Annotated in this window: 7 protein-coding genes; 1 reads left to right on the top strand and 6 read right to left on the bottom strand. The window is 52.3% G+C overall.

What is annotated here, in order from left to right:
* The first annotated feature begins 85 nt into the window (after positions 1-85).
* Positions 86-316, top strand: a complete 231-nt coding sequence (locus NR201_RS09730) for a SymE family type I addiction module toxin (RefSeq protein ID WP_033788413.1) — start codon at positions 86-88, stop codon at positions 314-316.
* Positions 317-626: 310 nt separating this feature from the next.
* On the opposite strand, the gene NR201_RS09725 is transcribed toward NR201_RS09730, so the two are convergent.
* The 6 genes from NR201_RS09725 to NR201_RS09700 form a co-directional block, all read right to left on the bottom strand.
* Positions 627-998, bottom strand: a complete 372-nt coding sequence (locus NR201_RS09725; RefSeq protein ID WP_033758207.1) for a hypothetical protein — start codon at positions 996-998, stop codon at positions 627-629.
* A gap of 3 nt (positions 999-1,001) precedes the next feature.
* Positions 1,002-2,186, bottom strand: coding sequence for a VENN motif pre-toxin domain-containing protein (locus NR201_RS09720; protein ID WP_256849716.1), 1,185 nt, complete (start codon positions 2,184-2,186; stop codon positions 1,002-1,004).
* Between the two features lie 36 nt (positions 2,187-2,222).
* A complete protein-coding gene (locus NR201_RS09715; RefSeq protein ID WP_033788412.1) occupies positions 2,223-2,756 on the bottom strand; it encodes an immunity 42 family protein in 534 nt (177 codons plus the stop codon).
* Between the two features lie 29 nt (positions 2,757-2,785).
* Positions 2,786-3,490 (bottom strand): hypothetical protein, encoded by a 705-nt coding sequence (locus tag NR201_RS09710; protein WP_061703825.1) that lies wholly within the window; start codon positions 3,488-3,490, stop codon positions 2,786-2,788.
* A gap of 99 nt (positions 3,491-3,589) precedes the next feature.
* Positions 3,590-3,973 (bottom strand): hypothetical protein, encoded by a 384-nt coding sequence (locus tag NR201_RS09705; RefSeq protein ID WP_033788410.1) that lies wholly within the window; start codon positions 3,971-3,973, stop codon positions 3,590-3,592.
* A 1-nt stretch (position 3,974) separates the two neighbouring features.
* Positions 3,975-16,418 (bottom strand): hemagglutinin repeat-containing protein, encoded by a 12,444-nt coding sequence (locus NR201_RS09700; protein WP_256849715.1) that lies wholly within the window; start codon positions 16,416-16,418, stop codon positions 3,975-3,977.
* Positions 16,419-16,425: the final 7 nt, after the last annotated feature.

Raw genomic sequence — 16,425 nt, 5'->3', positions numbered from 1 at the left:
GCCCAAGAAGAGATTTTTAGCGCGGCTGAAGCGGGGGGCAACCCGCAGCAGCCGCTGACCACAACTAACTATACGGGAGTTAATTATGGCTGATAAGCATCATAAGTCAGGAACACGCACGGTCACAACCGCTGCGCATTATTACAGAGTCGGATATCGGCCTAATAGGGGCCAGCCGAATCCCCTGCCCCAACTCACTATTAAGGGCCGCTGGCTGGAGCCGCTGGGCTTTACCACTGGCCAGCGGATCGAGGTGATCACCGAGCCGGGTCAGTTGATCATTCGCATCACGTCCGACACGGAGGGAACCGCATGAACATCACCTTTACCCCTAAGCCGATACTGGCAGGCGGCGCGTTGGCCGCATTGGGATTTACCACCGGCACTCCGATACAACAGACGCTTTAGCAGCATACTCTATGGATCTCTATCGTTACCAACAACGCCACTTAGGAAGCACTGTGCGGAACCAGCCAGGACTGACAGGATTTGGGTAGTGACTGGCTCATCGAGTCCGGCATTACCAGTGCTGAACAGTTTGAGTTGACCGCTGCTCCCAATGCGCTCCAGTTACAACGGCGAGAAGTGGATGTTTTTAAGGTATTAACGCCAAAATCCCCGGCTAACTAGCCGGGGCTCCTATCTTCACTTTGTTGTTGATAACGTTCATCTTGTTGAATTAATGGCTCTATCTCTTCTTCCCATATACGTTTTTGGTATAACTGCCCTTCACTGGTTTCCTTGCGAGCTGCTAAGTATTCTCTAATAACCTTAATAGATGTATTGAATTCAGACTTATTCAACTCATTGAAATTTATCTGGTCAAGAACCTGAACTTCCATGATTTTTTGATGTATTACAGGATAATTATCCTGTAATACTTCATCAAGTAACGCCTCCAATACATCGGATGCTTGACGATTTAGCACTACACTTAAATTTCGCTCACCATAGTTATTATTTAGGGCTCTATAACCAATACCAAAATAAGCACCCATGACTCACCTCATAATAATGATTTTATCTCGTTGTGATTTAGGCAATGTCTTTATGAAATCCATAAAGATCGCTTGGTTTTTTTGAGTCAGTACACTGAAGTCTACAGGGACTAAATCTGCTTTCTTCAGATGTTGTAAGATCTGATCCTGTCCATGAGGTATGTCTCCTAGCGATTTCGATGTTGTCATATTCTTTTCGTAAAACTTATTGATCCCATCAATTTCTTTTTGAGATAGATTTTTAGTTGTATACATTAAGTCTACTGTTTTTCCTGCGTTCGGCCCGCTTGTAATAATGAAGTCAGCATTCTTATCAGTCGAAGAGTTCGTTATCCTGTCAAGTTTACCTATAGCGGTTTCCAACCTTGCAGCCGCCGCCGCTTCTGCAGGATTATACTTCCCATTACCCAGTAAATCTGGCGTATTCAGGCGGTCATGGCCTTCCAAAGGCGTTAAATTTATTTTTACCTCATAAATTCCATCAGCATTCTTAACAAGTGAACTTGCTGCCCCTGAAGCCGAAGCTTTATTGTTGAGCGCTACATCCTTTCCAAACTGCTTCGCCAGTGCACCAGACGCGACTACAGCACTCACTCCACTCGCGATGTACATGGAACCAACATAAGCTCCTGCTCTCGCTTTGGCCTCATCCTCCGTGTACCCAAACGACATGAATGCCTGAGTATACCCTTCCAGAATATTGAATACTTCCTTCGCATTCGGATCTGTAGAGTTCAGCAAGTTCACTATCTGCTGATAACCCGCCTGAGCCTCTTTCGGATTCTGGTAAGTCTGGTTGAAGTAGGTATCTTGCGCGGCTTTCGCTTTTGCTCTTTCTGCCTGACAGCCAGCTCCTGTGCCATTACAGGCCGCATAAACCGCCATATCGCTTTCCAGATCCTTACGGTTTAACCTCTCCTTATCTTTCTGCTCTTCTGGCGTCAGGTTCTGTTTATTGTTGAGATATGTCTGGCGGCTCTTCTCTGTGCTACTCAGGTAGTTATTCTCAACCTCAGTTCTACTGGCAGATGCCCCGCTACCCACCTCAGAGTTGCCATCAACCGCACCGCCCGCTGTTGCGCTAGCATGAGTTACAATGTTCGCAACCAGCATCTTGTCATCGGCTGACAGTTCCGAAGCATCCTTGCCGTATAGCAGGTGGCTGAGCGCGTCGTTATAGCTGAGCATCACGGCAGTCGGTTCGTACCTATCTAAAAGTGATACCTAAAATAAATCAGATGAATATTTTTTTATATGCGCAATGATTTCACTTATCTCATTTTTTGGAATGGTAATATCCTCAAGGTTTGGTTGTTCTATGTCCACCCAGGTTCTTCCGTTGTCTCCGTTAACTAACTCCGTTATTTTACCCCCAACAACCCTCACTGAATTTTCATTTGCAATAGCAAAAAAATATGCCCCTGAGTCGTTAATGATTGTAGTAGACGCGCAAAAATCAAACACTTGCTCAGGATATTCATCATCATGTGTCGATTCTGGATATGTCAGTTTAAATAAGGCATTAAAAGCTTCAGTTGTAGTGGCCTTGAAGATCTCATCATTGCATGGAAAAGAAAGAAGGGCATTTCTTTCATCAATAACATCATAAATATCAACAGATAATGTAGATGTTCTGATATCTTCTGGATACATATGTCCATTTATAAAAAAATAAAAAAAACCATTTTTACAGGATTCACTCCATTGAGGAATACACTCTATCCAGATAGCAAACCGATAAGGATCACCGAAAATCATATTTATCTCCATTTCCCAGGTAACCCAAATTATTTTTTAACAGCGTTGGGAATATCGCTTTTTTTGATTGGGACTGATGCATCCCCCGTGCTCCCTGACCAATGCCACGAACCATCATTTGTATTCGTAAACGGATGTACATTGCCATTCTCGTCCAATACATACCTTTTCTTACCATTCTCTACTGAATTACTAAACAACTGAATAGAGTTTGTAGGTTCGGTTACAGCGTTTCTATTATAACCGGCTTGCCCAGGCGTATGTTTACCATTCGATTGATAAACTAGCCCATTTTCAGCTCTGGTTGGGATAGGAACAGGCATCGCGCTTCCTTTATTTTTCCCGATTCCAGCTGCTATCCCTGCCGCGCTCGTTCCAACTGCCTGAGCCAGAGAGTTTATAGCAAGTTGCTTCGCTTCTGGCGAGTCCCCCGACGTTAATGCATTGTGAATAGCAGCCAACCGATCCGCTTCCAATTGAATCGAAGCAGCCAGAAGGATTGATAGTTCGTACTGTTCAAACGTGTTTAAGTTGCCATGAAGGCGGGATTGTTCCATTAGCTCATTTACGCGATTGGCATAATCTGCCATCAGTTGGCTAACTTCATTAGCTTTGTTGACGCAATTCTTAGCGCCTGTGCATCCAATAACGCCCTGATGCTGTTCTGCATTTAACTTTCTATACTTTTTAATGACATTCTTTTCGCAGTCAGAATCACTCTGGCACTTTGTCATCTCAATTGCGCAAGACTGGTTCTGTTTAAGACTCAGCGTATTATTCTCAACAACAAAATCCCGGCTCGATGCCCGAGGTGATTGTTAAAATTCTTTATATTAACTCGTAATAAACTCGTATTGCCGTTCTGATATTTTTTGTAAAAACCCAGATGAAGCCATTTCATCTAAAGTGCTTTTTATTTCATCATCAGTATGATTCGAAAAATATTGTGACAATCGCCATACGTCAATTATTTTCGCATTGTTAACATTATCTATTATATCAACCACTACTCCTGCGCTTGAGTTATTTTTAAAAAACCTAATCCCTTTTCCATGTTTTTTAAAATCCCATGATTCATTGCCAACCAAAATAACCCCCTTGCTCGGAAAATCCAGTAACCATTTAAAATCCTTTACTAAAGGATAATGAATGAAAAATGACCTCATCAAAGTTATCTGTAACTCTATGAAATGAATGACTTCTATTTGATTAATCATATTAGTACCTCACCCTTGCTTCAGCAGCTTCTCGCAAAAGCTGCTCACCTTGCTCTTTAGTCACTTCATGTATTCTAACTGGTATATCTTTGAGCCCAGCTTTTGCAGCTGCTTGAGCTCGATGATGTCCGTCAATGATAATCATTTTCCCGTTTACTAAAGCTACATCAACAGGATTATTCGCGTCAAATCCGTTTTCTTTCATATCTTTCACAAGACGTTTTACTTGTGAACCTGACATTTCATTCTTATCTTGTCTGCTAATTAACGTCTTTGGATCAACATTCTTACTGAAAGTTTTGTCGGTATTGTTATGATTATCTGATAAATAAGCCAAATCATCTTTATTCGGCCCGTCAGAGATCGGTGTTACCGTAGTATTCCCACTTGTAACGGTGTTTCCTTCTGTGTTTCCGGTATTTGTCGCGCCCCTCTGACCGGATTGATCCGGGCTGATGAGCGTCGTTCCTTTATTCTGATCGTGTACCGGATTAACCAGCTTACCGCCCGTAAGATCCCTGTCCGGCTGCGGAAAGATAGTGATTAGACCTTTCTGATCCTGGCCTACCATATAATCGTAAGCTTCACGCTGCTCTGGCGCTAACTTCTCTATCAGATCAGCCTTGCCCGTCATGGCAACGTTAAAGACATATTCCTGCTCTGAAACAGAGAGATTGTCCAGCACGGTATTCGCTGCGCCTATGCCCAGCAACGCCCCCAGGCCTTTCTCAACCAGCGCATTCCGGCAGGCAGCAATCTTAGAACAGCCTTGTGCGGCAAGCTTACCGCCCTCAACCAAAGCACCCAGCGCATTATTCTCAACCTCAGTTCTACCGGCAGATGCCCCGCTACCCACCCCAGCGCTGCCATCAACCGCACCGCCCGCTGCTGCGCCTGCCAGCGTTACAATGTTGGCAATCAGCATCTTGTCATCGGCTGACAGTTCCGAAGCATCCTTGCCGTATAGCAGGTGGCTGAGCGCGTCGTTATAGCTGAGCATTCCTGCAGTCAGTCCACCCGCTGCGCCGCCAATGGCGCTGCCACCCTGCGCTTTAGCAATCAGCCCTGACGCCAGCGTGTGCAACAGTACGCGCATAGGCTCGTTACCCTGCGATACCTGCTTGACCATCTGCGCCAGCAATGGAGCTGCGCCTGCCGCCACCGCGCCGCTGACGTTACCGCCCGCCAGCCCGGCAAACAGCCCGCTGATAGCCTGTGCCGCAATCTGCAGGTCTGACCCGATACCGTACTTCTCTTCAACATTCTGATCGATTTTATCGAGTGCTTTTTTCTGATCCGCTTCTGAAAGCTTATTGAACGCAGCATCGTTTTTAAGCTTGTTTCTCTCCTGCTTCTTCAACGCATCAAAGGTCTGCTGAATCGCCTGCTGTCCGAGTACGGCCATTTCTCGCTGGATGGCAAGGCTGCCTTCTGCTTTTTGCACATCAAACTTATCTTTCAGCACATTCTCCGCCGCGGCGGTGTCGCGGCTGATTTGGGACACATCCTGCTTCTGCGCATCCGGATTGCGGATCTCAATCGTTCCCGGTGAGATGGCGCTGTAGGTGGTAGAACTTGCCCTGTCTTTCGTCTGCTGCAGCGTGCCCATGGGCAGCGAGTTATCGCCCGACTGCTGGGAATAACCAGATTTTGATGTGTCGTTCCCTGAACTGTCAGATGTATGAGTAGTGTTTTTTCCCATGCTGCCGCTGACAGCTGCGCTGAAGCCGCTGCCGCCCGCATTGGCGTGGTTTTCAATATCCGTCCAGCCCAGCGTCCCGGTGCTGAGGTGATTTTTGTCCGGCGTTGCAGATGAGGCGATGATCGCGCCATCAAGCTGGGTATGGTTGCCGACGTAAATTTTGTAGCCGCCATCACCCGCGCTGATCCCGCTCTGCTGCTGTACAGAATCAAAATCATTGTAAATTTTGCTGCCGCTCATGCTGGCACTGCCCTGCACCGGTACGCCCGCACAGATAGGCGGTATGCAGATACTGGCGCTGAAGCCTGATGAGCTCTGATGGCTGTCGTAGCTTGCGCGATCCTGCTGGCTGGCAATTTCCAGGTTACGGCCCGCGTTGAGGTCAACGTGATTGCCGTTGAGGTTTGCTCCGTTCAGCTTGACGTCCTGACCCGCTTTGACCGTCAGATCGCCCGCTGCGGACACTTCGCTGTTGTGATGAGTAATGCTGCTGCCATTTCCGTTTGCACTGTTCTGGCTGGCAGCCAGCTCAAGGGATAAGCCGTTCTGGCTGCCGCCAAGGCCGAAGCCAACACCGACGCCGTATTTGCTGCCACCGCTGCTTGACTGCTGGCTGCTGCTGTCCTCGGCGCTGTTCAGGGCGATATCGCGCCCCGCATTCAGCGAGACGTTATCACCGCTGATTTTTACGCCTTCGCCTGTGATGTCCTGCTTAGCCGTGACTGCTACGTCGCCGCCCGCCTTAAGCACACTGCCGCTCTGCTGCGTGCTTTTCTGTTCCACGGACTGATGGCTGCTACCCACGGTGGCGCTCACGGTGACTTTGACGGCTGCGGTGTTCTGGTTGTAAGCCGACAGCGCGGTCATGGCCGCCTGCGCGGCATAAATGGCCTGCAGGCGCGGATCATCACTCTGTTTGTGCGACTGAGCCACCTTGTCCGCCGCCTGCGCCATGCTCACGCCGTAGCCGGAGACCTGCGCGGTGATGCCATACTGCGAGGATTTACTGCTGCTGCTGCCTTCGTGCGTGTCTTTTGACGGATCGAGGTGGATGTTCTCACCGTTGACGCTCAGCGAATTGCCTGCATAAACGTCAGCCCCCTGCAGGTTAACGTCTTTGCCTGCATTAATCGAAACGTTACCCAGCGTACTGACGATACCGCTGCGTACGGTGTTCTGCTGCGTGCCCGTGCTGGCGTTTTTCCAGCTGTTATGACCCACGCCAACCGTTCCGCTGTAACCATCGCCGCCCAGATCGCCTATAGCGTGGTCAGACCCGGAGGTCGATGCCTGCTGGCGGTCTTCGCCTGCTACGACGCTGATCTTACCCTGCTCCGCGTTAAGCGAAACGCCGGAGGTGCCGGTCAGGGTTGAACCGCTGATTGCGATGTCACCTTTATGGCTGGTGACGTCAACACTACCGGCGGTTATTGCGGAAGTGTGTTGCGCGAGCATGCTGCTATCACCGCTCATCTGGTTGTTTTTCGAGCCGTAATTAGTCCCTGCCGAACCATTGTTTGGCGATCCGCCGCCGCTACGTGCCAGCGCACCAATTGAAGCTGATGTTGTTGCCGACCAGCTCTTACTGCTACTGCTGCTGGCAGCCTTCTGGCTGTCAGAGGCTGTGGTGATGTCAATATTACGGGTAGCGTCCAGTGAGGCTCTGGCACCGGCGTTCAGGCTGCTGCCCTCAACCAGAATGTTGCCGGTGTGGGTATCTGAATCGCCGCGGGCCTTCAGTAGCAGATTTCCGGTGGTATTGAGCGTGCTGCCGCTCTGATAGATGCTCTCGCTGTTCTGGCTGACTTTACTGCCTGAACGGCCATAGGTCAGTCCCGGCGCCGGAGAATCCAGCGAACTGGCGCCCAACTCATTGCCAGTCTGCTTCATCTGCTCGTACACCGAACTGGTGTTGTTCATGATGTCACGCAGATTGCGCACGGTGTCCAGTGGCGTTAAGTTCAGACTCAGACCAAACCCGCTGCTTTTCGACGCCTGCTTCGCGGTTTCGCGCACCAGGTCCTGCCCGGACACGATGGCGATGTTTTTCGCCGTCACGCTGATCTCGCCATTCTGGCCGCCCGCAATAACGTCGCTTCCCTTGATCAGCGCGTTGTTACCCGCCGTAATGCTGACCACACCGTTGCCTGCACCCACCAGGCTTCGCGCATCGCTCTGCGTGACCTGGTCGCCGTTACGTTCACTTTTAGCAGACTGCTTACCGTAGCTGAGTCCCAGACCACCACCCATCAGGCCACTTTTCTTCTTCTCTTTCAGGCTGTAGGTAGATTGAGTATTGGTGGCGGTAACAATATTCAGGTCATTGCCTGCACTCAGTGCGACGCCTTTGTCACCGGCCACAGACGAGCCCTGAACGTTCAGGTCGTTTCCGGCAATGACAGACACGGTGTTGCCGCTCAGTTGTGAAGCCTTTTCACGGGTGTCGCTGTTTTCCTGAATGGTGTGCGTAGTGGTCTTTTTCAGGAAACCTTTCTTGGTTTTGGTCTCTTCACGGTAGGCATAATCACTCTCCGTCGCAGTGGTGATATTGACGTCGTGTCCAGCCTGCAGCGCCAGATCCTTATTGGCTGTGACTGTTGCGGCCTGGCTTGTGATGTCATTGCCCGCCAGTAGCCTGGTACTCCCGCCGCTGGCAATTTCAGTGCCCTGCTGGCGTACCGACTCATTAATCTCAACCTTCTTGCCGGATTTGTAGCTATTACCAGAACTGGTTTCAGCCGCCAGCAGATTGATGTCGCGTCCTGACCGTACGGTAATATCCTGTTCCGCCGCAATCGCCGCTGCGTCACTGGTAAGGTCGCGTCCGGCGGTTAACATCAGATTGCCGCCGCTGCTAATGGCAGTACGATCTATGCCGGTTTCATGGGATTCATCCCGCCACAGATTATCGTTCTGGCTGGTGTTCACTCCTTTGAGATTGAGATCGTTGGCGGCCACGAGTGCGGCATCGCCTCCTGCACTAAGGGTGCTGGCTGTGACGGTCACATCGCGACCCGCCTTAATATTCATTGCACCAGCTGATTCTAGCCTGGAAGCGGCGGAGGTTCTGCTGATGAAACTACGCCAGCCATTATTAAAAGAAGTATCGATAACGTTAGCAACAATCGACACATCGCCAGCCGCATTAAGTAAGGCATCGCCGCCGGACTGAATCGATGCGCCACGATTCATTATATTTTTACCGGCGTTGAAGATCAGATTATCGAGTGAATTTATCTTCGCCTTTTCGCCCTGTTCATCGAATAATGAACGGCTGAATGTTGAGCTGTTATCATTTTGCGTGAGCTGAGTGATATTATTAATGTTACCACTGATGCTTTCGAGCTCAACCCGCTTACCACTGATCGCTGAGCCGATATTGTTAATATCATCGAGCGCGCTGATTTTTAAATCATCACCGGCCTTAATGAGGGCGTGGTTGAGATTATCAACACCGTTCTGACTGTTAAGCGTCATGGCATTCTGTGCCAGCAGAGTACTGGCGTTATTACTTACCTGACCTGCATCAACGGTGACGTTTTTGCCAGAGATCACACTGCCGTTATTGATAGTGGTATCATTCGCAACCAGATAAAGCTTCGGCACCAGCACGGTTTCGCCATTAATCGTCGCCGCTTCCCACCAGAGAATACTGTGATCCAATGAGGCAATCTGCTCTGCAGACAGCGTTACGCCGCTTTGTAATCCCAGCGATTGCTGCGCGGCCGCAGCGTTATCCATCAGATAGCGCATCTGCTCAAGATCGGAACCGAGACTGTTGATATAGCGATTTCCCGTTTGGCTCAGCACGGTATTGCTCACGTAGCGCGTATCGAATGCGGCATCGCCCAACAGACGATAGTCATATTCTGGTTTCAGATTAAGCCTGTTCAGTAAATATGATGAGCCCAGGAACGTGTTTTTATCTGTCAAAGCCGCTGACGTTTCTATCGGGGCTTGTGAAGGTTGTTTTCCCAGTAGCTGGTTAAGCTCGCTAAATAAGCTTGTATCGAGTTTGCCTAATCCGTTTAACTTTGGGTTAAGAACAATAAGATAATGGCTTTTTATATCATTTGAGACAATAAAATAGCCGTCGCTTCCCTGCGGCAATGGATAGGCGCTGGTATCAACAGAGGTCAGTGATGGCTTTCCTACTTGTTGTCGTAAAAGATCGTAGGGCGTCTTACCCAAGGCCCCTCTTTCCTTAATTTCAGTAGATCGAAGCGGGTCGGCAGAATAGGTATTCAGGTCCGTCTGCGGCACATTTGCGGCATCCAGGCCGGTGGCGCCATTAATCTGTTGCAAGGCGCTGGCGATTTGGTCACGCCAGTCAGGCCCTCCCACGTTAACCGAAGCAACGGCAACAGCGGCAAGCGGGGACCGTGCGCCGCTTACTGATTGTTGTACAAGCGTATTGAGTCCGGGGCGCGATAGCGTTGGGGAGATGGTACCGCGAACGTCCTGAGACTCACTATCATTGATAACGTTATTGAACTGTATGCTAAGGCTGCCGTTGGACTGAACAACGCCACGAATTGTCGCGGCCTGCTCGGTGCGATAAGTCTCGGTGGCTACATAGGTTACCCTATCTTCTAAATCTGCCGCCTGCCCCTTATAAGTATATTTACCTGCGCTGCTGGATTTTAAATCATCGATATTATCGGTCAGCATCGTGCTATTACCGTTTTTGACCGAGTTATAATTACTATAGCTGGGCGATGGCTTGAAAATTCTCCATACGGCCTGCGTGCCCGACAAATAAGACTTATTATTTAACATGTCGCCGCTGAGCGATAAATTTTGTCCGGCAAGGATATAGCTGCCCAGATTGTCCAGCGTACTGGCCCGCCCTGTCAGATTTTTTCCTGCAGTTATTCTTCCGGCCTGCCCCGTTACGCGCGTGCTTGACATCGTTCTGGCGACGAGTATTTCTTTGTTCTTATCCAGACTGGCCGGGATAGGTTTAATATTCCAGATCCAGGCAATAAAGGGCGGCGCGGGTGAAAGCGGGTGTTCCGTAAAGTAGTATTTCAGTTCGCCTCGTTCAAACAGGCTCAGAGGAAGTTCAACCGTACCCGGCGCAACTGATCCATAACTATTGGTGACATTTTCGGTGGTGGTTTCACCTGCGGTAATCGATTCCCACTGGTTTACTAAATGCCCGGTATTAATCGTAATATCGCCGTCCTGCGACTCAATGGTGCCGGAGGTATTGATTACTTCGCCATTAGCATTGCCTGCTGCATCGCGCTGCATCCACAGGCTGTTACCGGCCAGCACGTCGCCGCGCTGGTTTTTAATACTGTTGGCAAAAAGAGAGAGATTCCCCGCCGCATAGAGCAGCGCATTGTTAACGATGCTGCCAGGCGCACTGAGCACCAGGTTGCCGCGGGTACCGGTAAATCCGTCCAGGACAATATCGCTGCGGCTGGCTAAGTTGATGTTACCGCCGCCCTGCAGACTGCCATTCCCGTTCATGGCGATGCGGTTGCCGCTTAACGCACTGTCACCCGAACCGGTAGTGAGCTGACCATTATTAGTGAGATCGCCGCCTGCACTCAGCGTCAGCGCCCCACCCTGCATCGTGCCCTGGTTGTCTATCGCGCCATTACTGCTGACGGAGAGTCGCCCGCCCGCAGCCAGCACATCGCGACCGGTAAAACCATTCGCGATCTCCAGCGTGGCATCACCCAGCGCCACCACCTGACCGGTCTGATCAAAGCCATTGCTGTGAACCAGCAAATTGCCGCCACTAAACAGGCGACCGCTGCTTTGCTGATTGACCTGAGCGCCCATCACACTCAGCCGGTTGTTACCCAGCAGCGTGCCGCTGTTGTTTACCTGCTGATAATTAACCTCAAGGTTGCCGCCCTGGGCTGTGCCCTGGTTGCTGAAGCCATTGCCGGTCAGCGTGCCCTGACCGTCGGCCAGCAGCGTACCGTTATTGCTGGCATTAGTCGCATTGAGGATGAGTTGAGACGCCTGTAACCAGCCGTTGTTATTCAGCTGCGGCGTATTGAGTGTCTGCGCGCCACCCGCGAGCCATCGGCCATCGTTTTGCGTTAAACCGGTTATTGTCGCGACGCCGTTGCCATTGCCCTGAATCAGGCCATAGTTGAACAGTTCTGGCCCGGTCAGCGTCAGGGCGTTTTGCGTGATCATGGCGCCATTGCCGCCGTTGGTGATGCGTCCACCAGCATTGACCAGCAGGCTGTTGTCACCCTGTAAGCGCCCGTTGTTATCAACCGCGCCCGTGGTGATCTGCAGATCGCCGCCCTGCACGCGTCCGGCATTATTAAGCGAAGATGACTGAAGCGTCAGCCTGCCCGCACTGAGCAGCGTTTTATCCTGCTGCTGAGTCAGTGCACCGTTAAGGCCAACCGTCAGCGCGTCGACACCGGTGACGGTGCCGTTATTGTTTAACGTGTCGCCCCGTAGCGTCAGGTTTCTGGCAATCCATTCACCCTGATTGGTCAGCGTCAGTGCCTGCAGTGCCGCAGTGCCATTCGCTGAAATCTTACTGCCAGCGCCCGCATCAAGGCGATCGGCCAGAATCAGTTGCAGCGCATCCGCACTCTGGATCGCGCCATTATTGGTCAGTTGCCGGGCATTCAGCAGGATCTGCTGTCCCTGCCAGCTGCCGTTATTCACAACGTCCCCGCCGTTGATGTTCAGCGTGCCCTGCGTCAGCAGCGATCCGCCCTGATTATTGATCAGCTGACGTGATGGCGCGGCCAGCGCTCTGAGCAGCATTCGCCCGGCCACCTGTGGCGCAGCGGCAAACGTCAATGCCTGCAGACCAATCAGGCTGCCCTGATTAATGACGCTGGCGGTTGAAATGGTCAGGGTTTTGCCCTGCACCGATCCGCTGTTATTCAGCGCGGCACCGTTCAGCACCATCGCCCCTTCGCTGAGCAGTGAGCCGCTGTTGTTCAGCGTGTTCGCCGTAACCTGTGCGGTGTTCTGACTCATCAACGAGCCGGTGTTATGCAGTTCATTGCTGATGCTGGCGTTCAGATCTTTGCTGCCCAGCAGCGATCCCTGATGCAGCCAGTTATCAGCGTTAACCGTTGCCTGCTCGCCCTGCAGCGTTCCCTGGGTGTTGAGCTGACCCGCGGTCAGCGTCAGCGTTCCGCCGCTCAGCGTTTTGCCACCGGCAGATTGCGTGATGTTATCAGCCTGAGCAGTCAGCGCCGTGTTGCCCTGTAACAGACCGTCGTTGTTCAGGCTGGTGCCCTGCAACCCCAGGCGGTCCGCCATTATTTTGCCGCTGTTGCGCAGTGTGGTGGCATTCAGGTCGCTATTGCCCTGGCTGACCAGCGTGCCGCTGTTGATCAGATCGGTGGCGATATTACCGTGCAGAGCGCTGATGCCATTGATGCTGCCGCGATTGTCGAGAGAATCCAGCGTGACGTCGAGTTGCTGGCCCTGCCAGCTGCCATCATTGATCGCGCTACCGCCCTTGACGATCAGTCGATCGCCGCTCAGCAGTTGCCCATTGTTGTGGTTGAGGGTCTGAGCAAATCCGAGATCCAGTAGCGTGTCGCCCTGAAGCAGCCCGCTGTTTTCCAGCGTATTACCGCTGGCGCTGAGTTGCCGGGCCGCAATCTGGCCGCTGTTACTGAGCGTTTGGGCATGCAGGTCGGCCTGCTGGCCAGTCACGATCTGTCCCGTGCTGCTGTTATTCAGCGTATCGGCAATCTGAAGGTCGAGGTCATCGCTCAGCAGGCGTCCGCTGTTGTTGAGACGGTTGCCGTTGATTAAAAGCTTACCGTTAACCTGCAGCAGCCCGTCGTTATCCAGTTGATCTAACGTCAGCGTCAGCGGTCCTCCGGCGATTAACTGGCCGCCCTGGAGGTTGTGGAGTTGCTGATGATCCAGCGTTAAGGTGCTGTTGCCCTGCAGCAGACCGCCGTTACTGAGCACTGGCGCATGCAGGCTGAGGTTATCTGCCGCCAGTGTGCCTTTGTTATCGATCTCCCCAGCCTGTAAATTCATCTGCTGCTGGCTGATCAGGCTTCCGCTGTTATCCAGCACACCCCCGACCTGGGCTGTCAGTGCCTTTCCGGCGCGAACAGTGCCACTGTTCTGCAACGCCTTCGCGTTTAACGCCATCTGATCGGCCTGCATTGCGCCGCGGTTATTCAGTGAAGTGATGTTGCCGTTCAGGATGCCGTCACTCAGCAACTGTCCGCCCTGCTGATTATCCAGCTGGTCGCCTGCCAGGGTAATCTGCTGATTACCCTGAATCAGGCCACTGTTAATCAGGTCGCCACGCAGCGTCAGCGCCTGGGCAATCAGCCAGCCGCTGTTGTCAGTGTGGTTCGCTTTTAGCGCGATGCCCTGTTGTCCCAGAATCTTGCCGCTATTGACCAGCGTGTCGCTTTGCAGGTCGGCGTCGGCTTCACTGAGGGCATTGCCGCTGTTCTGCCAGCGGTCAGTATTCAGTTTCAGCTGTTTGCCCTGCATCAGTCCGCCGTTGTCCAGCGTCTGCTGTTGCACATTCAGCTGACCAGCGCTGAGCAGCGTGCCGCTGTTGGTTAACCCGCTGCCCTGCAACGATACTGCCTTGTCACCCTGAAGTGTTCCGCTGTTATTGACCTGGCTGACGTCGCTATTCAGCGTTGCGGCGGCGATGATGCCCTGATTAGTCAGTACATCGCCGTGCAGCTGGAGTGAGTCACTGGCCAGCAGTTTGCCACCCAGCTGATTATCCAGATGCCCGTACCGGGCGCTGAGGCTGGCAGCGTTGATTTCCCCGCTGTTGTTCAGCTGGTCGCCGCTGACTACCAGTGTTTTGCCGCTGGTGATCAATCCGCTGTTATTAAGCTGTGGCAAATCGAGCGCAAAGTCGTTGTCGGAGCTGATCGTCCCCGCAGCAAGGTTATCCAGCTGTCCGGCATGTAAAGAGAGCTGATTAGAGCCCTGAAGCAGGCCGCCGTTACTGATTTGCGCGGCGATCAGCGTCAGATTCGGTGCGGTTAACGAGCCCATGTTACGTAGTTGTGCACTGTTCAGGGTGAGTGCGTTCTGACTGCTGATGGCCCCCTGATTTTCCAGCCTGCCACGAGCGGTCAGTTGCGCGTCACCGCGTGCAGTGATGGAGCCGTTTTGTTGTAGCGTATCGCTGTTAATCACAGCATCGCCATGACTCACCATCTCGCCACTGTTATTCAGGGTCGGGACATCGATTTGCAGACGCTGACTGACCAGATTGCCGCTGTTGCTGAAGGTATCCGCAACACTGAATAGTGCGTTGCCCTGTGCGGAGAAGATTCCGTCCTGATTCAGACGATTAGCCGTGATCGTGGCATCACCCGTACTGATCAGTTTGCCGCTGTTATCAAGAGTGCCGCTTTGAATGTTCAGGCTGCTGCCACTGATTTCATCGCGGTTAGTCAGCTGTTCGCTAACAGCCAAAGTATTTTTACCCTGAGCCAGCAGCTTACCGTTCTGTTGCAGAGTGTTAGTGCGAACCTGCACGTCACCATTACTGGCCAGGCTGCCACTGTTAGTGATCTGCGCGGCCTGAATATCGAGTGTTTTTGCGGCGGCGAGCTGACCGGCATTGTCCAGCTGAGAGGTGGCAGAGAGCTGCAGCGCGTCTACCGCACTACCGCTGCTGCTGTTATCAACACTCAGGTTAGCACCGCTGAGACGCACATTCTGGCCTGCTTTAACGCTGCTGCCTTTAAGCGTGATACTGCCCTGACTGTTGAGATCCAGCGAAGCGTCGCTGCCCAGCGAGGCCCCATTTAAGGCAATATCCTGCTGCGCTGTCAGTGCGACGTTACCACCCGCTTTATGTTCGCCCTGCAGGGTGATGCTGCTGCCTTTTGCAGTCAGGGTGCCGCTGGTCAGGCTGTTGTTGACGCTTAACCGACCCTGCGCATCCAGCACCATATCGCCCTGACGGGCATTAAGATTGCCGAGATTGACGCCAACGCCGTTTTCGCTGGAGACCAGATGGATGCGGTTGGCGTACATGCCGCCCAGCGCGCCGGTATCCACGGCGACCGATGGCGCAGCACCTTCGCCCGCGATGGGTGTCACGCTGCCATCAGCACCGACCCGGTTTGCGCCCAGCGTCACATTAAGATCTTTGGCATGGATGCCTGCGTTGATTTCGGTTGCGCGCGCAATGATCGAGACAGCATCAGCCTGGCTGCCATCCAGTCCTTTACCCTCAATGCTGATTGCGCCTTTCGTCACTTCCAGCGATTGCAGATTGCCCTGCGCATCAAGCTGCGGTTTACCGGTGGTCAGCGTAACGTTGGGCGTATTGATAAAGCCGCAGCCGTTACAGGTAATGCCATAAGGGTTAGCGACCATCACGTTGGCCGCTTTGCCCGCTACTTCGGTATAGCCCTGCAGCTGTGAACGGTTGGCACCCACCACCTCATTAATAATGGCCCGGGCTTCCTGCCCTGCTTTGAGATTCGGGTTGTTCTGGACAAGTCCACCCAGCTGGGTCTGCGTCAACCGGCCGGTTGCGTTGTTCAGGATCAGCCCTTCCTGACCCACGTTGTAATTCTGATACTGGTTATGCGACAGGCCCGCCGCATTTGGCGTCGCGATATTAATGACCGGAACACCATTTCCGGCAGCATCGACGTTGGTCCCTGGTGTGACGGGCGCTATCGCCGCAGAAAAGGCGGGCAGCAGTGGCTGAAACGCGATTAGCGAGCAGATGAGATAGCTCAGCAGACGACGCGGCAGTGAAAGCTTTATTTGATCATCCATAATCGGG

Source organism: Pantoea sp. Fr-CA_6, from assembly GCF_024520895.1.
Lineage (GTDB): Bacteria > Pseudomonadota > Gammaproteobacteria > Enterobacterales > Enterobacteriaceae > Pantoea > Pantoea agglomerans.
Note: the sequence above shows the minus strand (reverse complement) of the source record. Positions and strands in the feature narration are given on the sequence as shown.